13 protein-coding genes are annotated in these 21214 nt (G+C 72.6%); 4 read left to right on the forward strand and 9 right to left on the reverse strand.

What is annotated here, in order from left to right:
• Positions 1-250: 250 nt before the first annotated feature.
• The gene (locus ACZ68L_RS30350; RefSeq protein WP_469583022.1) at positions 251-2020 is read left to right on the forward strand and encodes a serine/threonine-protein kinase; all 1770 of its coding nucleotides are present in this window, start codon (positions 251-253) and stop codon (positions 2018-2020) included.
• On the opposite strand, the gene ACZ68L_RS30355 is transcribed toward ACZ68L_RS30350, so the two are convergent.
• Genes ACZ68L_RS30355 through ACZ68L_RS30380 form a run of 6 tightly spaced genes read right to left on the reverse strand, consistent with a single transcriptional unit; the run spans position 2021 to position 11516 of the window.
• Complete coding sequence (locus ACZ68L_RS30355; RefSeq protein ID WP_469583025.1) at positions 2021-5509, reverse strand: hypothetical protein; 3489 nt, start codon at positions 5507-5509, stop codon at positions 2021-2023.
• Positions 5506-6600 carry a protein kinase family protein gene (locus tag ACZ68L_RS30360; protein ID WP_469583027.1) on the reverse strand — a complete coding sequence of 365 codons (1095 nt, stop codon included), beginning with the start codon at positions 6598-6600 and terminating at the stop codon, positions 5506-5508. The genes ACZ68L_RS30355 and ACZ68L_RS30360 overlap by 4 nt, the downstream gene beginning before the upstream one ends.
• Positions 6597-7643 (reverse strand): NYN domain-containing protein, encoded by a 1047-nt coding sequence (locus tag ACZ68L_RS30365; protein ID WP_469583030.1) that lies wholly within the window; start codon positions 7641-7643, stop codon positions 6597-6599. Before ACZ68L_RS30365 ends, ACZ68L_RS30360 begins: the two co-directional genes overlap by 4 nt.
• Complete coding sequence (locus ACZ68L_RS30370; protein WP_469583034.1) at positions 7640-9226, reverse strand: VWA domain-containing protein; 1587 nt, start codon at positions 9224-9226, stop codon at positions 7640-7642. Before ACZ68L_RS30370 ends, ACZ68L_RS30365 begins: the two co-directional genes overlap by 4 nt.
• The gene (locus ACZ68L_RS30375; protein ID WP_469583036.1) at positions 9226-10602 is read right to left on the reverse strand and encodes a hypothetical protein; all 1377 of its coding nucleotides are present in this window, start codon (positions 10600-10602) and stop codon (positions 9226-9228) included. Before ACZ68L_RS30375 ends, ACZ68L_RS30370 begins: the two co-directional genes overlap by 1 nt.
• Positions 10599-11516, reverse strand: a complete 918-nt coding sequence (locus ACZ68L_RS30380) for a hypothetical protein (RefSeq protein WP_469583039.1) — start codon at positions 11514-11516, stop codon at positions 10599-10601. Before ACZ68L_RS30380 ends, ACZ68L_RS30375 begins: the two co-directional genes overlap by 4 nt.
• Positions 11517-11678: 162 nt before the next feature.
• Here ACZ68L_RS30380 and ACZ68L_RS30385 point away from each other — a divergent pair, with 162 nt between their 5' ends.
• Positions 11679-12815 (forward strand): FHA domain-containing protein, encoded by a 1137-nt coding sequence (locus tag ACZ68L_RS30385; RefSeq protein ID WP_469583042.1) that lies wholly within the window; start codon positions 11679-11681, stop codon positions 12813-12815.
• Between the two features lie 269 nt (positions 12816-13084).
• On the opposite strand, the gene ACZ68L_RS30390 is transcribed toward ACZ68L_RS30385, so the two are convergent.
• Positions 13085-18097, reverse strand: a complete 5013-nt coding sequence (locus ACZ68L_RS30390; RefSeq protein WP_469583044.1) for an NAD-glutamate dehydrogenase — start codon at positions 18095-18097, stop codon at positions 13085-13087.
• A gap of 390 nt (positions 18098-18487) precedes the next feature.
• Between ACZ68L_RS30390 and ACZ68L_RS30395 the strand changes: the two genes are divergently transcribed.
• Positions 18488-19057, forward strand: coding sequence for a DJ-1/PfpI family protein (locus tag ACZ68L_RS30395; RefSeq protein WP_469583046.1), 570 nt, complete (start codon positions 18488-18490; stop codon positions 19055-19057).
• Positions 19058-19095: 38 nt separating this feature from the next.
• Here the strand turns inward: ACZ68L_RS30395 and ACZ68L_RS30400 are convergent, their stop codons facing one another.
• A complete protein-coding gene (locus tag ACZ68L_RS30400; RefSeq protein ID WP_469583049.1) occupies positions 19096-19767 on the reverse strand; it encodes an HAD family hydrolase in 672 nt (223 codons plus the stop codon).
• Positions 19768-19964: 197 nt separating this feature from the next.
• The gene (locus ACZ68L_RS30405; RefSeq protein WP_469583052.1) at positions 19965-20471 is read right to left on the reverse strand and encodes a DUF6912 family protein; all 507 of its coding nucleotides are present in this window, start codon (positions 20469-20471) and stop codon (positions 19965-19967) included.
• A gap of 290 nt (positions 20472-20761) precedes the next feature.
• On the opposite strand from ACZ68L_RS30405, the gene ACZ68L_RS30410 reads away from it, so the two are divergent.
• The gene (locus tag ACZ68L_RS30410; RefSeq protein ID WP_469583055.1) at positions 20762-21190 is read left to right on the forward strand and encodes an Rv3235 family protein; all 429 of its coding nucleotides are present in this window, start codon (positions 20762-20764) and stop codon (positions 21188-21190) included.
• Positions 21191-21214: the final 24 nt, after the last annotated feature.

Here is a 21214-nt window from a genome sequence, read left to right on the forward strand (position 1 = left end):
GACGCGGCCACGGTCTCGCCGTCGCCGCGTCCGTACGGATGCGCCACGGTCTCGTCGTCGCCGCGCGGATCGCCGGCACACCGACCGTGAACCCCCGAGCCTCGACCACCCGCCGCGCCTCCTCGCCAAAGCGGCCGAACCACCGGACCGGTGTCACGAATTGACGGCCGGACACCTGTCGTAGGCTCTCGTCCGTCCACATTCGGCAGTGAGAGCGGGGGAGGCTCCCATCAGTACCGGCATCGGCGACATGCTCACACCTCTGGGCCCGGACGACCCGCACGAGACCGCCGGATACCGGTTGCTCGCCCGCGTCGGCGAGGGCGGCATGGGCACCGTCTATCTTTCGCACACCCGCGGCGGCCAGGCCATCGCGCTGAAGCTGATCCGCCGCGAGTTCGGCGACGACCCCGAGTTCCGCCTCCGGTTCGAGCAGGAGGTACAGGCGGCCCGGCGGGTGCAGGGCTATCACCTGGTGCCGGTGGTCGACCACGACACATCCGGTCAACAGCCTTGGCTGGCGTCGGTGTTCGTACCCGGCGTGTCGCTCCATTCGGCGCTGGACGCGTACGGACCGCTGCCGCTGCCCACGGTCTTCTGGCTCACCGGCTGTGCGGCCCAGGCGCTCGGCGCCATCCACACGGCCGGGGTGGTCCACCGCGATCTGAAGCCGGGCAACATCCTGCTCGGGGCGAGTGGCCCGTACGTCATCGACTTCGGGATCGCCCGCGCCGCCGACGCCACCCAACTCACCCGCAGCGGCGGACTGATCGGGACCCCGCAGTTCATGTCGCCCGAGCACGCGCTCGGCGAGCAGGTCGGACCGGCCACCGATGTCTTCTCGCTCGGCCTGATCGCGGCCCTCGCGGCAACCGGCCGCCACCCGTACGGAACAGGCGGGGCGATGACCGTCGCCGCCCAGATCGCCAACACCGAACACCGGCCGCCCCGGCTGGACGGCTACCCGCAGGAACTGCGCCCGCTGCTGGAACGCTGCCTGGCCGCCGATCCGCAGGCGCGTATCACCCCCGCCGAACTCGCCGCCCTGTGCGAGCGGTCGGCGGGCCGCCCGCTGCTGGAGTCCGACGGCCGGCTGCCGGAGCCGCTCGCCGCGGAGATCGAGCGCCGTGAACGCGCCGTGCGGCAGCCTCCGCAGCCCACCGGCGCGGCCACGGTGCCTCCGTACCCGCCGCGCACAGGTCCGTCGCCGACCGGCCCCACGCTCCCCTCCGACCCGATTCCCCCGGGCGCTCCGGCCGGACAGGCGACGACTCGGCCGCCGGACGCGCCGACCCAGCCGCCCGTGACCGGGCCGACCGTCCCCCACGGCCCGCCGCCGTACGCCCCGAACCACCCCTCCGCCACCCCGTCCGCGTATCCGCCCCGGCCCCCGGCGCCGGCCAAGCGCCCCCACACCGCGCTGCTCATCGCAGGAGCGGCGGTCGCCGTGGTCGTGGCCGTGGTCGTGACCTGGTCGATCACCTCCCCCGGCGGCTCGAAGGGCGACGACAGGGCGACGGACCAGCCCTCGTCCCCGTCCGCATCCCCGGCGTCCTCGTCCTCACCTTCCGCGCCCTCCTCGCCGAGGACCACGTACACCCCGGTCTTCAAGGACAAGCCGCTCATCATCCGGGCACCGGGTTGGCAGCAGACCACGATGATGGACCTCGACAAGCCGAAGCTGAACCCGCACGGCGGCTCGTACGAGGAGGACAAGAAGGACCAGGAGATCAGGTACTTCAACGGGGTCTCGGTGATGGAGTTCATCACCCCGACGGGCAAGTCGACCGCCCCCACCCCCGAGGCCTGCCGCGACGCCGTGGACACCAATGTCATGCAGGACCTCGACGAGGACCAGCTGGAGGACGGCAAGACCCTCGCCAAGGGCACCCTGTTGTGCACGGTGACGTCCGACAACAACCTGGCCATGTTGAAGATCGTCGACTCGCACCTCGTACCCGGCGACTTCACGGTGCCGGGTTTCGACACCGAGCTGACCCTCTGGAAGATCAACGAGTGATCAGCCGGCGGCCGACCGCGCCCACAGCCGCAGCAGCACCCGCTCCTCCGGCCCCCCGCGCGCCAGCAGCGCCGCCGCCCGGGGCCAGGACGCCGCGGGCAGTCCGTAACCGGTGATCAGCCGGTGAAGTACGGCACAGGGCCCCGGCAGCATCAGCAGTTCGCCGAGCAACCGGGCGTCGGCGGGCGGTGCGTCGGTGGCCAGGACCAGGGCGAGCGCGTCCGAACCGAAGCGCTCGACAAGCGCGAGCCCGTCCTCGCCCGCCGCCAGCAGCCACGGGGTGAGCCGCCCGCTCTGTTCGCCGTGCCGCTCCCGCTGTTCCACCAGCAGTCGCAGCACCCGCTCCCCCGCCGGGCCCGCGAGCAGCGGCAGCCAGCGCGGGCCCCAGGCCGTGAGGGCGTCCGCGGCGCCCGGCAGCCTCTGTTCGACGACCGCCGCGGTGACGGCGACGCGCGGACCGAAGCGGACGCCGACCGTCAGTACGGCCTCCAGCGAGGGCGGGACCAGCACCTCGGTGAGCGGGGCGAGTTCGGCGAGGACGCGGCGCTGTTCGGGGCTGATCCGCAGCCGCTCGGCGAGCTGCTGGGCGATCACCCCGAGCCCCTCGCGCAGCAGGACCCGCAGGGCCTGGACCGGGTCGGGAGCGGCGAGGAGCAGCGGCAGTTCCCGGCGGGCGCGCGGGTCGAGTACGGCCTCGGGCTCGGCGGCGTACAGGTCGAGGAGCGCGGTGCGCTGCCGGTGGCTGCCGAGTCCGGCGAGGAGGGGCAGCAGGGCGGGGGCGGCCAGCAGAGACTCCGGTACGGGTGCGGCGGCGCCGGACCCTCCGCCCGCCGCGGCGGCCGCTTCCGGCGACCCCAGCACCGCCTCGGTGACGCGGCGCGTCAGCCCCCTGCCGTCCACCGCCCAGTCGCGGATCCTGCCGGGGCGCTCCACCACATTGCCGACGATCCAGCCGAGTGCCTTGCCCCGGCCCCGCTGCATACGCGACCACTCGACGGCCGCGGCGGTGGCGAACGGGGCCGCCTGCTCGCTCTCGTAGCCCCGCTCCCGGAAGGCGACGAGCACCTCGTCGAGCGGGCGGCCCAGACCGTCCGCGTAACCGCCGAGCACGCTCATCGCCCGCTGGTCCAGCCCGAGTTCATGGGCGTGCCGCAGACCCTCGGTGCCGAGGGCGGCGAGGGCGGTCTCCGGGTCGGGGAAGGCGGCGACGATCTCGGCGATGTCGAGGTCGCCCTGTTCGGCGAGCCAGCGGGCGGCGAGCAGCGGGTGGGCACAGACGGTGGACCAGTGCTCCGGGCCGGTGCCGAGCAGGGCGCGTACCGCGTCGGGACCGGGGACCTCGGCGTCGGCGGCGATCCGCAGCAGCACGCGCGCGTCGACGGTGCCGTCCGGGTCCTGGACGGCGATCTGCACCCAGCCCAGGCCGAGGGAGCCGAGGTGTTCGGGCTGGCGCAGCCCGTCGAGGAGCATCCGCCACATCTGCGGGGTGTAGCGGGCGAGAAGGTCGAGGTCGTCGCCCTGGAGGTGCGGGCGCAACAGGTCCAGCAGTTCGGGGTCCTCCAGCCGTCCGGCGAGGAACTGCAGGCTGGGCGCCGGGATTTCGGAGAGTACGCCGACGAGGGTGTCGTCCATCGAGGCGACGGCCGCGGCGAGCCGGGCGGGGTCGACCTCGGTGACGGCGGTGCACAGCCTCCCGTAGAGACCGACCCGGCGGATGCCCGGCCGTTCCCGCAGCGCGTCCTCCATGGGCAGCGCACCGGCGCCGACGGCGCGGTCGGGATCGAAGACCGACGCGAGCCGGGTGGCGACGGGGAGCAGCCGGCGGGCGGCCTCGTCATAGAGGTCCTCGGCGGCGGGGCCCAGGAGCGCGGACATCAGACAGTCGCGGAAGACCGAGCCGGGGACGCCGGACAGGGCGGCGACCAGGCGCCGCATCCGGGCCTCGTCGAGGAGCCTGTTCTGCTTGCGCATGCCGGGGGCGTTCTGCCGGGCGCGCACGGCGACGAGCAGTTCGGTGTTGGTGCCGAAGCAGTCGGTCATCTGGTCGAGCAGTTTGCCGCGCTGGCGGGGCGGCAGCTGGTCGGTCCCGCCGAGGGCGAGGGTCCAGCCCGCGGCGAAGGTCCGCCGCCGCATCGCCTGACCGCCGACCCCGCCGAGGAGTTCGGCGGAGTAGGCGTCCATGTCGCGGTCGGTGAGATACGGCAGCTGGTCGGCGGGGCGGCCCGCGATGCGCGGTACGGAGCCCGCGAGGTCGTCCGGGTCGACGCGCTGGGCACGCCCGCCGCGCACCGCCTCGATCCGCCGCAGGTCCTCGCCGCCGATCCGGCCCGCGACGACGAGCCTGGCCCGGGGCGCCGCGCCCGCGGCGCGGCAGACCTGGGCAATGAAGTCCTTCGGGGGCAGCAGCACCCAGCCGGCGCCGGAGAGCAGGGTGGCGGTACGGGTGCCCAGCCGCCGCTGTTCGAACGCGGCCAGCGCGATCACCTTGGGCCCGTGGTCGTGCAGCAGGCCGAGGCGCAGCACCTCGGGGTTGATGGGGAGACGGTCCCCGCCGCCGGAGTTCTGTGCGGCGTCGTCGTACACGAGCAGCGCCTCGGCCTCGGCGAAGTCCCGCAGGGCGCGGGCCTCCTCCTCGTGCCGGGCGGCGCGGGCCAGGGTGTCGGCGAGCTGTCCGGGGCGCAGCGCGGGCACCCGCTGGAAGCCGGCGGCCTCCAGGTAGCCGCCGAGGTCGGCGGGGCCGTGCACCGGACCCCAGGCGGCGGGCGGCAGCCCGCAGGCCATCCAGCCGGCCAGCCGGGTCAGGGCGCGCAGCTGGACCTCCCGCCAGCGCACCGCGGTGTCCCGGCCGGTGGCGGTGGCGGGCGGCAGGTCCTCGCCGAGGAGCAGTGCGCTGGGCAGCGACATGCCCTGGGGTCCGGGCATCCGGCCCTCGGCCGGGACGTAGCCGTGCCGGCCGAGGCCGACGAGCGCAAGGGAGCCGGAGTTGAGAACGAGATGGTCCGGGGAGAGTTCCAGCGGAGTGAATCCGGCGTGCGCCATGTCGTCCAGGGCGCGGCCCAGCGGTACGAGGGTGTGCAGCGCTCCGGCGGGGGTCCAGCGGTGGCCCGCGGCGAGCATCGAGTCGAGGTCGTCGCGTTCGCGCAGCGCGTGCAGCGGTACGGAGGAGGCGCCGGGCGACCACGCGGTGACGAGGGCGGGCGGCAGTCCCGGGTGGTCGACGATGTCCAGGAGGGCGGGGGTGACGGGGCTGCCGGCCGCGAGGAGGGCGGCGGCTCTGCCGCGCTGTTTGCGGTCGGTGAAGACCCGCAGCGCCCCGTACGCGTCGGCGTCCTCGTCCTTCACGAGGCGGGTGGCGCGGATGGTGGCGCCCGAGGAGCGCAGATGACCGGGGCGCAGCTGGACGGTGTGCGGCTCCCAGGCGCGGCCGGAGCGGCCGGGGATGCGCGGGAGTCCGGCGGGCGTGGCGCCCGTTCCGGATCGGCGGGTCATCGGGGCTCTCCCAGCGTGCGGAGTGCGGACTGCAGGGCGGTGGCGCTGCGGGCGCGGGCGAGGTCGGTCCTGACCCGGTCGACGGTGGCCAGCCGGAACTTCCTCGCCGACAGGCAGGTGGTGAGGGCGTTGGTGAGGATGGGGCCGTAGCGCAGATTGGCGATGAAGCGCCGGGCCGGGGCGCTGACGTCGAAGTCCTCCGCATACAGCTCGCGGGCCTGCCGGTCGGTGAGCCGGCGCAGCGCGGCGGCGTGCGCGAGGGTGGCACCGAGCATGTAGATGTCGAACCGCTCGGAGGCCGGGGCGAGTTCGGAGGGTTCGTCGGCGCCTTCGGCGGACGGCGGGGCGTAGGCGCTGGTGGTGGTGCGGATGCGGTCGCCGATCTGCACGGCGGCGTCGTAGTCGATGAGCACGTAGCGGGCGGGCGGCCCGAGGACGAGGATGTTCTCCGGCTTGATGTCGGCGTGGATCCAGCCCTTGGAGTGCTCGTCGCCGTGATGCCGGTCGGCGTGGAGCGCGGCGAGAGTGTTGCACAACTGCTCGGCCAGATCGAGGAGTTGATCGGGCTTGAAGCGGCGGTGGGAGTCGGCCCGCTCGTCGATCTCCTCCTGGAGGGTGCGCGAGACGCCGCCGTGGTGCCCGATGAACTGCTGCACGAGGAAGCTCTCGTACGGTACGTCGGTGGCGGCGGCGCCCTGCCCTCCCCGGTGCGCGCCTCCGCTCGCCAGCAGGGACGGCGACGGCTGGGACTCGACGCTGATGACGACCGGGCACTGCTGGGTGAGCTGCGCGGCCTGTCGGGCGGCCCGCAGTCCCTGGTCGCGCTGTTTGCGCTGCTCGGCCAGCGCACCGTGGACAGTGCGCGGGTCGTCCAGGACGGACTGCGACCACCACATGCCCTTGATCACCACGTCACCGCCGGACCAGCGGTCCTCGGCGAGTACGGCGTATCCCTGCCCGGCACCGGCGAGGAGTCGCCGGGTGCGGAACCGGCCGTCCTCGCCGTAGGTCTCGGGCAGCCAGGCCAGCCGGGGTGAGCCGAGGGCGTCGGGGTGCTCGGCGTGCACCCAGCCGGGCTCGAACGGGGTCATCCGGCGTGCCCGCTTCCGGAGTCGTGGCCCTGCTCGCTGCCGTCGCTGATGCGCAGGCGTACGGTGCCGGGCCCCAGGTGGAGTTCGTCGCCGTCCTCCAGCGCGTACGGCGTCCCGGCGGCCAGCCGGGCGGTGCGGGGCAGCCCGGTGAAGTCCAGTTCCGGATTGAGGAACGAGGCGTTGTTCTCGGGCAGGTGCTCGGCGAGCGGCCTGCCGTCGTCGTCGAGGAAGATCCGCAGATGGGCCCGGCTGATCTCGGCCGCCCGGTCGGCGCCGAGTCCTTCGGTGACGTCGGTGGTGCCGGGGCGGCTGCGGGAGGCCCGCCCGAGCGTCAGTCCCTCGGGCGGTACCGTCACCGTCGTCCGGATCGAGTAGCCGTGCTGCACGGTGACCAGGACGGGCCCCGGGTCCGGCCCCTCGGGCACCGATGGTTCGACGACGACCTCGACCGCCTCGTAGCCGCAGGAGCGGCAGAACCAGCGCTTGCCGTCCTTGTTGACCTGCCGCGGCAGCAGCACCGTGCCGCCGCGCAGGCAGGTGGCCGCCGGGGAGGTGCAGCGGAAGCGCTCCTCGGCGTCCTCGCGCAGCAGCCCCGCCTTGTCGAGCTTGTGCAGCCGGTCGCGCTCGATCTCCTCGTCGGTGGCGACCCCGAGGTGGCGCGGGCTGAACATGACCCGGCCGTGCACCCTGCGCACCGACCAGACCCGGGAGTTGTTGCCCTGCAGCCAGGTGTGCTCGCGGCGGGCGAAGCGGAAGTTGTCGCTGGAGACGATGGCGGCGCCGAACTGTGCGGCGAGCGCCAGGATCCGGTCGTCCGCGTCCCCCTGGTGGACTTCGAGCCACTGCTCGCGTTCGGCCTGCTTCACCAGGTGCTGTTCGTCGAGGAACGGGCGGACGGTGGCGTCGAGCACGGCGATCGCGGTGGTGCCCGGGTGATCACGCAGCCAGGCGTCCCGCACCCCGACGACCCGGGAGAAGGGCCAGGGCCGCTTCTTGGTGGCGGCGACGTTGGAGGCGTCGATGATGACGTCGGGCACGCTCATCGCGGGTCCCGGCCGGGAGGCGGTCCGGTGGGGGCGTCGGGCAAAAGGGTGGGCGGGGCGCCGTACGTACCACTGCCACCGCCGTACGCACCACTGCCGTACGTGCCGCTTCCACCGCCGCTCCCGTACGCACCACTGCCGTAGGTGCTGCTGCCGTACGCGCCGCTGTCCCCGCCGTACGCGCCGTCGTCGTCATCGTCGTCGTCATCGAGACTCGGCCGGCGGCGCCGGGCCCGGATCTCGTCCGGCGTCTCGACCGGGATCTGCTGGAACCATTCCCGCTTGGACTTGGTGGAGCTGCGGCTCGACGCCGCACGGGCCTCGTTCGCCACGTCCTTGGGGTCGAGTCCGTCCCTCAGGCCGCCGCTCGCCCGCTGGTAGGCGGCGGCCAGATCGGGGTCCGGAATGCGCCGGGCGCGCTCGACGCCCTCCTGATAGATCCGCTCCCGCTCGTCCTTCGAGGCCGCTGCCGCGATCCGGCCGCTGATCTCCCGGTCCAGTTCGACGGCGGCGATCTGCCGCTCAAGATCGGGCTGCAGGATCGGCGACATGGGATTGTCGACCGTGCGCAGCGCGATCTGGGCGGGTGCGAGCTGCCGCGCGTCCCGTCCGGCGCCGAGGGAGCCGGTCGCCTTCAGCACGGGCATCGGACCGGCGCTGATCCGTTCCGGCGCGCGCAGTTTCAGCGCGTACAGCGGCTGCCCCTCCTCGCCCGCGCCGATCGCGCCGAGCTTCAGCCGCACCCGGCTGGGCCGCCGTCCGCCGCCGTCCGCGAGCGCGCCGTCGATCCGGCGACGGGTCGGATCGAGCTGGTAGACGCCGAGCACCGGGAAGTTCGGGTTGATCTCCAGGGAGATTTCGCCGCCGCCCGCGACGACGTCCCTGCCGTACGCCGCGAACCTGGCGGTGATCTGCCTCATCGCCTCGGCCGCGCCCGACCGGGAGGCGACGTGCTCCGGCAGTCCGGTCGGCGCGAGGCGTTCGAGCAGCCCGAAGTCGGCGCCCGCGCCGATACCGATGACATCGGTGTGCAGTTCGCGATCGGCCGCGCCATGGGCGAGGGCGGCGAGCCGGGCGGGGTCGGTCTCACCGAAGTTCGGGATGCCGTCGCTGAACAGCACCACGCGGCGCGAGGCGGCCCGCTGCTGGTCGAGCTGCTGGTACGCGCGGTGCAGGGCGCCCTCGATGTTGGTCCAGCGGCGCTCGTCCTCGATATTGCCGTTCCACCGGCCGCGGCGCTGGAGCTCCCCCGCGGTGCCGGAGAACCGCAGCCCGGTGTTCTGCGCGAAGGTCAGCACATCGACGTGGGCGCCGCGCGGCAGTGCGGCGACCAACTCCCGCACCCCGGCCTCGGCGACCTGCTTGCGGCTCGGGTCGTCGGGATGGTTCGGGTCGGCGAACTCGTCGGTGCTCGAATCGGCCCTGATCTCCATGGAGTAGCTGTCGTCGATGGCGATGACATACGCGACGCCCTCGCCGACCCGGTCGCCGCGGCCCAGCTCGCGCGGGGCGATCAGGACGGTGAACTCCTCACCGAGATGCACCTCCTGCCGGTCCGCCGTGATCTTGATGTCCTCGGTCATCAGTCCTTCGCCTCCCCCACCGCGCAGACCAGCGCGGTCGCGTTGTCCCAGCCGCCCAGAGCCTCGGCCCGCTGCACCAGCGCGGCGGCGAGCGCGGGGGCGGTCGGCCTTCCGGACGCGTCGAGCTGCGCGGTCAGTTCCGCGAGCACGGCGCCGAACCACCGGTCCCGTTCCGGTTCGGTCGCCCCGTCCGAGGCGAGCAGCAGCAGATCCCCGGGGGCGACCCGGAACGTCCGGTGGGCCCAGCGGGCCGTACCGCCGCCGAGGAAGGAGACGAGCTGCGACTCCTCGCCCTCGGCGTCGGCGGTGACCCGGAGCCGCTCGGCGAAACCGGTATGAGCGGGCGTCAGCTTCCACGCGGTGTACGGGATCTCACCCGGCGGCACCCGCAATGGCCGGATCAGCCACGCCTCGGCGTCGCCCACCGACACGACGGAGGCGGCGCCGTCCGGCCGCACGGTCGCGAGGACGGCGGCGGCGCTGCCGTCGGCGGTGGCCCGCCCGACGGCGGCGTCCAGCTCGGCGATCAGCTCGCCGGGGCGGGGGACGGGCGGTACGGCACCGGCGTGGGGCGTCCCGGACGCCTCTGCGGCCTCCTCCTCCAGCCGCCACCTCCGCACCGCCTGGTCCAGGGCCGCACGCGCGGCCGTGCCGCCCGAACCGTCGCCGTCACCGGTCACCCCGTCGAAGACCGCGCACCGCAGCACCCCGCTCGATCCGGTCGACGCGCCGGCGGTGTCCTCGTTGTCGGTGGCCGGATCCCCCTTGGCCTTGCGCGAGCCGACCGCGCTCTCCCGGTAGCAGAGCGTGGACACCCCACCCGGCGCACGGCGCTCCAGCGCCTCGTGCAGCGGGGCGAGCCCGGAGGCGATTCCCTGGCGCAGTTCGTGCCCGAGGAGCCTGCGACAGACCGCGTCCAGTCCGGGCGGAAAGGTTCCCGCGAACACGTCGAGCATCTGCAGGGCGTCCCGCAGATCCAGGCAGAGCCGTTCGGCGACGGCTCCCACCAGTGCCCTGACCAGCGTCCGCCGGTCCCTGAGCTGCGGCGCACCGTGCGAGGCTGCGTCCCGGCGCTCGCGCGCGCGGAAGCGCCCGTCGAGGTCGTAGCGGGGCAGTGCCGCCACCTGCCAGCCCTCGTACGCGTCGTGCCGCACGGACTCCGCGACCAGACTTCCGGGCCCCGCCAGATCCAGTGCGGCGTCGACGGCCCGCCACAGTCCGGGCAGGGCCCCGATGAGGTCCTCGCGGTCCAGGGTGTGCGCCTCGACCACACTGTCACGGAGCGTCGGAGCCAGTTCCTGCGGCCATTCCACGGTGATCCGCGGCACCGCGACGGCTCCGAACTCCGGTGCCTCTGTGGGTAGTTCCTCGCTCATGCGCCTTTCGTTCCCCCTTGGTCACGCCCGCCACCGGCGCGACGACGGCGGTCCATTACGTGCCGCAGGACCCCTGCCTGTTCCGCCCTCGCCAGCTCACCGCTCAGCCGGGCGATCTCCGCCTCGGCCCGCTGCGCGCGCTCCTGCCACTGCCACACCGCTCGGGCGACCTCGTCGCGAGCGGTTCCGATCTGCTGCTCGGCGTACTCCTGGGCGCGCTGCGCGGCCTCCTGCGCCCGCTGTTCGCGCTGCTCGGCCCGGCGTTCGGCGGCCTCGGCCCGCTCGCGCAACTCCGTTTTCGCGCGGGCGAGTTCCTGCTCGGCCCGCCGGGCCTGGTCCTCGACGTCCGCGCGTACCCTGGCTCGCTCCTCCGCCTCCGCGCGGTGCAGCAGCCCGTCGAGATCAGGACCCTGCCCGACCGGGAACGGCCCGGCCCGGCCGGGTGCGGGCGCCGTGTACGGCTCGGGGTCCGCGTACAGCTCGGAGACGGGCGTCGCGGTACCGACGGGCGGTTCGGCGAGGGCCAGCGGCACGAGTCGTACGGTGAGGGAGGCCGGATCGACCACGGTCACCGGCCGCCAGCCGCTGAAGCCGTCCGCCGCCTCCCCGTCCCCGCCCGGCACGACGGCCACCCGGCAGCCCGAACCGAGCACCGCCTCCGCGCCGTCGACCCGCGCCCACAGGGTCTCCCCGGCGGTCAGCAACGAGGCGGCGACCTCGGGCGACGGGACAGGAGCCCGGTATGTGCTCGAAGGGGGCTGCGGTGGCACCCGCGCCGCGGGCTGCGGTGTCTCGTCCGCGAAGCTGCCCCAGCCGTCGTCGTCGGCACCCGCCCCGGACGGGGCGTACGCGGGACGCGGCGGCGGAGACTGACCCGACGGCGTCTCGTCGATGAACGAACCCCACTCCGACACGCAAACGCCCCCACGTTCTCGTCCCTGCCGCCCCACCGGCCACCCCGTCCGCGCGCGTCCGTCGGAACCCGGGGGCCGTCGAGGACGTCAATATAGTTGCACCGCACCGAGATTCACATGCCGTCAGTTCCCGTAACGGGACTTCCGGGAAGGCGACCTCCCATGGAAGAGCACCTGACCACGGACTTCAACGCCGCCTGCTTCCTGGTCGATCTGTCCAACGTCGTGCGCAACCGCGGGCTGGGCGAACCCGGTCTGCGTTCCCTGCGCCGGCTGCGGCTCGTCGTGGACGCCGCGAAGGAGCTCGCCCGGGATCCGGACGTCAAGCTCTACCTGGTCGCCGATGCCAGTCTTCGGCTCGGCGGGCGCCGGGAGTTCACCGATCCCGCCGACATCCAGCTGCTCGGCCGCTGGGTGCGCCGTGGCCTGGTCGAGGAACTGCCGGACGCCGACGAGCGCCTGCTCGAACTGTGCGAGTACACCGGCATCCCGGTCATCACCGGCGACCGCTTCCGCGGCAACCGCGAGGAGCGCCCCTGGCTCCAGGGCAATACGGACGACTTCCTGGAGCCGGTCCCGGCCCGGCACGGCGCCGTCCGGCTGGCCCCCGTCGACCTGGGCGTGGCCAGTGCGCTGGACATCTCCAGGAAGCTGGAGGAGGACGCGCTGAAGAAGATGGGCCTGCTGGGCCCCCGGCGCACTCCCCGCTTCGACGTGGTGAGCCGCAACTGGCGCTGCGAGGACCGGCGTTGCACCCTGTACGACACCCACAAGGGCACCGCGGCCCTGCTGCCGCGCGTGATCAGGGGCGTGCCGCACTGTCAGAGCCACGGCAGCCCGCTGCTCGACGACGGCCCACGCACCGCGACCGTCCAGCTGAAGCTGCTGGTGGAGGGCGAGCTGAAGGCCCGGTTCACCCTGGAGGACGGCTCGACGGTGAAGGTGGGCAGGGCACCGGGCGAGGGCGGCATCGCACTGCACGACCTGGTCCCGGAACAACGCACCGCCGGGCTCAGCCGCGTCCATGTCGAGCTGCGGGTGACCGGCGGCATCGTCCACGTACGCGACAGCAGCACCTACGGCACGCAATGGCGGCCGACGGCCGGGAAGTCCGGGCCGGGCGCGTGGCAGAAGCTCGGCGCGACCGAGCGGCAGTACCACGGCGGGGACGAGCTCCAACTGGTCGAGGGCGTGATCCTGGCCCGCAGCGGCCGCCGTTTCCCGACCGAACTGGCCCAGGCATGGCAGCGCCGTCGGCCGCCCTCACCGTCGTCAGCGGCCGAGACCCGCATGTACTGAGAGCGGACCCGCGCCCGCCCGGCACCTCGGGACGGAGCCCGGCCCGCCCGGCACCTTGGGACGAAGCCCCGCCCGCCCCGCGCCTTGAGACGAAGCCCCGCCCGCCCGGCACCTTGGGGCGGAGCCCGGGCCCCACTCACGTCCGTCCGACGACGCAGGACGGGTTCCGGCCCCTGCCGCCCCGGGCGCCGACCCGTTCACATCCGTCCGACGACGAGGGGCGGGGCGGTCACCGGGCACTCCCGGCCACCGCCCCGCCCCGAAACCCGCTACGCGTGCGTGCGCAGCAGCGTCCGCATCGTCCGCATGGCCACCGAGAGGTTCGCCAGGTCGAACGAGTCCGAGCTCCGGATCTCCTCAAGCGTGGAGCGCGACCGCGTGAGGATCGCCGCGTTCTTCTCCTCCCACGCCTGGAACCGCTCCTCCGGCGTGGAGGTCCCGTTGCCCACGGACAGCACGTCCGCGGTGAGCGCGGCGTGCGCGGCGTACAGGTCCTCGCGGATGGAGGCCCGTGCCATGGACTGCCAGCGGTCGGCCCGCGGCAGCTCGATGATCCGGTCCATGAGCTGCGTGATGCCCAGCCGGTCCGCGAGGTCGTAGTACACCTCGGCGACGGCGAGCGGGTCCTTGCCGGTGCGCTCCGCGATCGCCACGACGTCCAGCGCCGGGAAGGCGGAGGAGAATCCGGCGACCCGCTGGGCCAGCTCGCCCGGGACACCCGCCTCGGTGAGCTCCTCCAGGATCGACTGGTACCACTCCAGGTCGGCGCCCATCAGCATCTTGGGCAGCTCGGCCCAGACCTGCTCGACACCGTCCTTGAAGAAGTCGATCGTCCCGGCGATCTCCAGCGGCTGCGGCCGGTTGCCGAGCAGCCAGCGCGACCCGCGCTCGACGAGCCGGCGCGAGTGCAGCCGGATCCGGGTCTGCACATCGGCGGCGACCTTGTTGTCGAGCTCCTCGACGGCGTCCCACACCTGGCCGAGGCCGAAGATCTCACGGGCCGCGAACTGCGCCCGCACGATCTCCTCGATCGAGGCGCCGGTCTCCTCCCGCAGGCGGTGCAGGAACGTCGAACCGCCGCTGTTCACGGTGTCGTTGACCAGGACCGTGGTGATGATCTCGCGACGCAGCGCGTGCCCGTCGACCGCCTCGGGGAACTGCTCGCGCAGTTGCTGCGGGAAGTAGGCGTGCAGCAGCTTCTGCAGGTGCGGGTCGTCCGGCAGGCTGGTCCGGATCAGCTCCCTGGCCGCCGTGATCTTCGTGTACGCGAGCAGCACGGCCAGCTCGGGCTGGCTGAGCCCCTTGCCGGCGTTCAGCAGTTCACGGATCTGCCGGTCGCTGGGCAGGAACTCCAGCCCGCGGTCGAGATCCCCGTCGCGGACCAGCCGGCGCATGAAGCGCTGGTGGGCGTGGAGGAGGGAGGACGACTGGGCCGTGGCGTTGGTGAGCGCCACGTTCTGCGCGTAGTTGTTGCGCAGCACCAGACGGCCGATCTCGTCGGTCATCTCGGCGAGCAGCTTGTTGCGCTGCTTGACGGTCATGTCGCCGTCCCGCACCAGACCGTTGAGCAGGATCTTGATGTTCACCTCGTGGTCGGAGGTGTCCACACCGGCGCTGTTGTCGATCGCGTCGGTGTTGATCCGGCCGCCGTTGCGGGCGAACTCGATCCGGCCGAGCTGGGTGGCGCCGAGGTTGCCGCCCTCGCCGACGACCTTGGCCCGCAGGTCCTGGCCGTTGACCCGGATCGCGTCGTTGGCCTTGTCGCCGACGTCCGCGTTCGACTCGGCGGAGGACTTGATGTACGTGCCGATGCCGCCGTTCCACAGCAGGGCGACACGGGCCTTGAGGATGGTCTGCATCAGCTCGGCGGGCGTCAGCTTGGTGACCCCCGACTCGATGCCGAGCGCCTTCCGGATGTGCGCGTTGATCGGGATGGACTTGGCGCTGCGCGGGTGGATGCCGCCGCCCGCGGAGAGCAGGTCCTTCTTGTAGTCGGCCCAGGAGCTGCGCGGCAGGTCGAAGAGGCGGCGCCGCTCGGCGTACGAGGTGGCGGCGTCCGGGGTGGGGTCGATGAAGATGTGCCGGTGGTCGAAGGCGGCGACGAGCCGGATGTGCTCGGAGAGCAGCATGCCGTTGCCGAACACGTCACCCGACATGTCACCGACGCCGACGACGGTGAAGTCCTCGGTCTGGGTGTCGTGGCCGAGCTCGCGGAAGTGCCGCTTGACGGACTCCCAGGCGCCGCGGGCGGTGATGCCCATGCCCTTGTGGTCGTAGCCGGCGGAACCTCCGGAGGCGAACGCGTCGCCGAGCCAGAAGCCGTACGAGACGGCGACCTCGTTGGCGATGTCGGAGAACTTCGCGGTGCCCTTGTCGGCGGCGACGACCAGGTAGGTGTCGTCCTCGTCGTGACGGACGACGTCCTGGGGCGGCACGACCTCACCGGCCACCATGTTGTCGGTGATGTCGAGCAGCGCCGAGATGAAGGTGCGGTACGAGGCGATGCCCTCGGCCATCCAGGCGTCACGGTCGACGGCCGGGTCCGGCAGCTGCTTGGCGACGAAGCCGCCCTTGGCGCCGACGGGCACGATGACGGTGTTCTTCACCATCTGCGCCTTGACCAGGCCGAGGATCTCCGTACGGAAGTCCTCGCGCCGGTCCGACCAGCGCAGACCGCCTCGCGCGACCTTGCCGAAGCGCAGGTGCACGCCCTCGACGCGCGGCGAGTAGACCCAGATCTCGAACGCCGGGCGGGGCGCGGGCAGATCCGGGATGGACTGCGGGTCGAACTTCATCGAGACGTACGAATGCGGCTTGCCGTCGTCCGACATCTGGAAGAAGTTGGTGCGCAGGGTGGCCTTGATGACGGTGAGGAAGGAGCGCAGGATCCGGTCCTCGTCGAGGGAGGCGACCTGGTCCAGGGCCCCGTCCAGCTCTTCGAGGAGCCCGTCGGTCAGCTCCGTACCGGCCCGCTGGCGCTCGGGCGACATCCGCGCCTCGAAGAGCGAGACCAGCAGCCGGGTGGTGTGGACGTTGTTGCGGAGAGTGCTCTCCATGTAGTCCTGGCTGAAGGTCGATCCGGCCTGGCGCAGGTACTTCGCGTAGGCGCGCAGCACCATCGACTGCCGCCAGTTCAGACCGGCGCCCAGCACGAGCGAGTTGAAGCCGTCGTTCTCCGCCTCACCGGTCCACACGGCGGCGAAGGCGTCCTGGAACCGGTCGCGGGCGTCGTCGGCGAGGTAGTTGCCGTTGCCGTTGGTCTGCGGCATCCGCAGACCGAAGTCGTAGATCCAGGCGTGGGTACGGTCCGCGCAGCGCAGCTCGTACGGACGCTCGTCGACGACCTCGACGCCGAGCCGCTGGAGGGCCGGCAGGACGGCGGACAGGGAGACCTGCTCGCCGGTCCGGTAGATCTTGAAGCGGCGCTCGCCGGGGCCGGCGCCGACCGGCTCGTAGAGGCTGAGGGCGAAGTCCCTCTCGCCCTTCTTGAGCGCTTCGAGGTGGACCAGGTCGGCGACGGCGGCGCGCGGCGTGTGGTCCGCCTTGTAGCCCTCGGGGAACGAGTGGCCGTACTGACGCAGCAGCTCGGCGGCACGCTCCTCGCCGCACTCGGCGCCGAGCGCCTCCTGGAAACCGTCGGCCCAGGAGCGGGCGGCCTCGACGAGCCGGGCCTCGATGCGGTCGGCCTCGGCGTCGGTGAGGTCGGGCAGCTCGGTACCGGGGGCGACCCGGACGACGAAGTGCAGCCGGGAGAGGATCGACTCGGTGTTCCAGGCGGTGAAGTCGACGCTGGTGCCGCCCAGTTCCTCCTTGAGGATGTCGATCAGGCGCAGCCGCACACCGGTGGTGTAGCGGTCGCGGGGCAGGTAGACGATCGCGGAGTAGTAGCGCCCGTACTCGTCCTGACGCAGGTAGAGCCGCAGCCGGCGGCGCTCCTGGAGGTACAGGACGGACGTGACGATGGAACGCAGCTGGTCGACGGGCGTCTGGAAGAGCTCGTCGCGCGGGTACGTCTCCAGGATCTGGATCAGGTCACGGCCGTCGTGGCTGCTGGGCGAGAAGCCCGCGCCCTCCAGCACCTCGGCGACCTTGCGGCGGATGACGGGGACCCGGCGCACGGACTCGGTGTACGCGGCGGACGAGAACAGTCCGAGGAAGCGGCGCTCACCGATGACGTTGCCGTCGGCGTCGAACTTCTTCACGCCGACGTAGTCGAGGTAACTGGGGCGGTGGACGGTCGACCGGCTGTTGGCCTTGGTGAGGACGAGGAGCTTGCGCTCTCGGGCCTTGGCCCGTGCGTCGGCGGGCAGCCGGTCGAAGGACGGGCTGACGGGGTGCGCCTCGTCGACGCTGTGGTGCGGGTCGGAACGCAGGATGCCGAGGCCGGTGCCGGGGACGGCGGCCAGCGAGTCGGTCTCCTTCAGCTCGTACTCGCGGTAGCCGAGGAAGGTGAAGTGGTCGGCGGCGAGCCAGCGCAGCAGCTCCCCGGCCTCGTTCACCTCTTCGTCGGCGAGATCGTCGAGCGGCTCGCCGGGCAGGCCGTCGGCGATGCGCAGCGCGGCCTCGCGCATCTTCTCCCAGTCCTCGACGGTCTCCCGCACGTCGGACAGCACCCGCAGCAGATCGGCGGCGATCTGCTGGAGGTCGGAGCGGTCGGTCTCACGGTCGATCTCGACGTGGATCCAGGACTCGACGAGCGCGTCGTGCGGCAGCTCGGTCCCGGCGGCCTCGGCACCCTTGGCCTTCGTGCGGCCCTGCGGGCCCGTGGCGTGGCCGTTGCCCTCGGCGAGGACCTCGATGAGCTTGCCGGTGACGTCGCGGCGCACGACGACCTGCGGGTGGATCACGAGATGGATGCCGCGCCCCTGCCGGGACAGCTCATTGGTGACGGAGTCGACGAGGAACGGCATGTCGTCGGTGACGACCTCGACGACGGAGTGGCTGCACGTCCAGCCGTTCTCCTCGACGGTCGGGGTGTGCACCCGGACGTTCGCCGTGCCCTGCGGACGATTCTCGGCCAGCCGGTAGTGGGAGGAGGCCGCACCGAAGACGTCGACGGGGTCGCGGCCCGCGATGTCCTCCGGAGCGGTGTGCAGGTAGTAGCGCTGGAGGTAGGCGAGGAGTACGTCCTGCCCGGGACGTTCCTGCCCGGCCCCGGTGGCCGCGGTACTCACCCGGGGGGTACCGCCCGGGCCACCGACACCACCGCCCGGGCTGTTGTCAGCTACCTTGGCGGCCCGTGCGAGCAGCTCGGCCTTGGCTTCGTCCAGCTTGGTCTGCATGTCCTCTGGCTCCTGTCGCGCGCCGTTGCGTGACGTAGGTGTAAAAGACGACGTACCGCCACGACACGGGGTTTCCGGTCTGAGTCGACGCTATGCCGCTATGAGAGATACCCGGGCCCATATTGGCCATTTTTGACAGTCGGGCCGGGCTGTGAGGATCAGTGATGGCCCGGGTGCTGTGGCACTCCGGGCGCAGGCCGGGGGCTTCGCTGCCCCCGAGGCGTATCGCGCTGATCACGGGGTCCAGGCTATCTCGCCCGCCCCCGTAACCGTCACGACCCGTATGTGTACAAAAGAAGGTCCCGAAGTTTGACACTCTGGACAGCGCGGCGGCCCGTATTGCCGCACTCTGGTACACGGAAAAGGCCGACGAACCCGTGGGAGCCCGCCATGGCACCGAAGATCCTGATCGTCACCGGCGACGCCGCCGAGTCCCTGGAAGTCCTCTATCCGTACCAGCGGCTGCGCGAGGAGGGGTACGACGTCCACATCGCGGCCCCCGCCCGCAAGACGCTCCGCTTCGTGGTCCACGACTTCGAGCCCGGCTTCGACACCTACACCGAGAAGCCCGGCTACACCTGGCCCGCGGATCTGGCCTTCTCCGAGGTCGACGCCGGGGACTACGTGGCGCTGGTCGTCCCGGGCGGCCGGGCCCCCGAGTACCTGCGCAACGACGCCGAGCTGCGCAAGATCCTCAAGGCCTTCTTCGACTCCGACCGTCCGGTGGCCCAGATCTGCCACGGCCCGCTGGTGACGGCGGCCGTCGGCGCGCTGGCCGGCCGGCACGTCACCGCGTACCCCGCCCTGGAGCTCGACATGCAGGCGGCGGGCGCCACCTTCGAGGACCACGAGGCGGTGGTCGACGGCACGCTGATCTCGTCCCGCGCGTGGCCGGACCACTCGGCGTGGATGCGCGAGTTCCTGAAGGTGCTCCGCACGAAGGCCCCGGTCACCGCCTGACGGCGCCTTCCAGGGGCCCAGCCGTCGCCCTTCAGCTGCTATCCGGCCATTTCCCCGGCCAGCTCCGCGGCTTCGGCCAGACTGTCGACCACCGGCACCCCGGCCGCCTCCAGGCTGGCCCTGCTGTGCGATCCGCCGGTGTAGAGGACGGCCCTCGCACCGACATGGGCGGCGGCCACGGCGTCGTCCACCGCGTCGCCGATGACCACCGTGCGCTCCGGGGACACCCCGTCCAGCGCGGCGAGGTGCCGCTCCATGTGGAGCGCCTTGCTGCCGCCGGACGGCCCGGTGCGCCCGTCGACGCGTACGAAGTGCCGCTCGATGCCGTACCCGCGCACCACGGGGACCAGCTGGTCGTGTCCGTACATGCTCAGGAGGGACTGGCTGCCCCCACCCAGCCGCCACCTCGCGAGGAGTTCCTCGGCGCCTTCGGTGAGCCCGCAGGCGGCCCGCTGTTCGGTGTAGTACCGGTGGAATATCCCGTCCATCCGCTCCCACTCGGCCTCCGTGGGCAGCCGCCCCATCAGCCGTTCGTAGAAGCGCGGGATCGGGATGCAGTACATCTCCCGGTACTGCTCCAGCGTGATCGGTTCCAGACCGACCTCGCCGAACGCGGCGTTCGTCGCGCCGACGACCGCGGCGTTGTCGTCGAGCAGTGTGCCGTTCCAGTCCCAGACCAGATGCGTGCGGTGCTTCCCATGCGTCCCCATGCGTCAGAAAGTACCCGCAGGGTCCGACAGTCGATCCGGGAGCCGGCCCGAGCCCGATCCGACCGCCGGCCCCGGGAGCAGCCCGAGCCCGGCCCGCTCCCGCCCCGCTCGCCGGCCCGGGAGCGGCCCGAGCCTGTCCGGGAGCCGGTCGGAGGGCAGCGCCGGCGGCGCGGAAAGGACTCCTCCGCGGCCCGCTCTCAGCCGATCAGGTTCGGAATCTCCTGGATGCCGAACCACAGCAGCTCGTGGTCCTCGGCACCGTCCACGGTGAACTGCGCGTCGTCGTCACCGAGGTCCGCCGCACCCAGCGCCGCCGCGGCGGCCGTGACGTCCTTCTCCGCGTCGTCCGCGTCGACGTGCACCGCGGCGGCCTCGGTCAGCGCGACGGGGGACGTGATCCGCACCTCACCGAGCGACGACGAGTCGAGGCTGTGGTCCGGGTCGGCCACGGCCGAGCCGTCCGGCACGTCGACGGCCACGACGACCCGTCGGCGGACCACGTCGGGGTTCCCGGCGATCAGACGCAGCGAGGCGGAGGCGGCCCGGTTGAGCGCCGCGTACTCCAGCTCCTCGATGTCGTCGGAGACGTACCACTCGCGCAGACCGGGCGTCACCGCGTAGGCGGTCAGCGGACCGGGACCGATCTCGCCCGCCTTGTGCGCCGCTGCGAGGCCGGGGAGCGTCAGGGGGACGTACACGCGCATGGCTGGCCGCTTTCGTAGTCGGGAACGCCCTCAGGATACGTGCGAGGTCCCTCTTTGGGGTTACGTGCACCACCGCCGCCCCGTCCACCCGGCGACCGTCTCTCACCCTCCTCACGCCCGCCTCGCGCCCCGCACGACGCCCGGCGCATCACCCGGATAGGTGATTCCGCCCGATCGCGTCCGCACCCCAGGGGCGCTTGCGGCCGCCTCCGCCGTCGCCGTAGAAGATCCACAGCAGAAGTTACCGCCCGGTATTCGACCGGGCCTCTGAAGCACGGGGGCGATGAGCGATGAGCACGAACAGGACCCGGCCCACCGGACGACACGACCGACGCAGGCCCGAGGCCGTACCACCGCAGCGCACAAGGACCCCCCGGCGCCTCCGCCCCCATCACTGGTTCGCCGAGCGCCTCCTGGCGGTTCTCAGCGGCCAGCGCCCGGTGCACTGGATGCTCGGACACACCATCGGGGAGGCCTACGACCAACTGGCCGAACTAGCTCCGCGCACCCCGCTGAGAGCCCGCGGCGCCCGCCCCGTGATCCGCATGTGCCACGGCGCCCAGCCGGCCCCGGGTGTGGTGGAGGCCTGCGCGAGCATCGCCGCGGGCGAACAGGTGAGGGCCATGGCCTTCCGCCTGGAACAGGGCTCGGACCTCCGCTGGCGCTGCGCCGCGGTGGAGCTGGGTGACGAACACCTGAGAATGGCGACAGCCCGGTAGACGCCCCACCAGGGACCTTCCCGG

This window comes from Streptomyces sp. NPDC104309 (assembly GCF_055584025.1).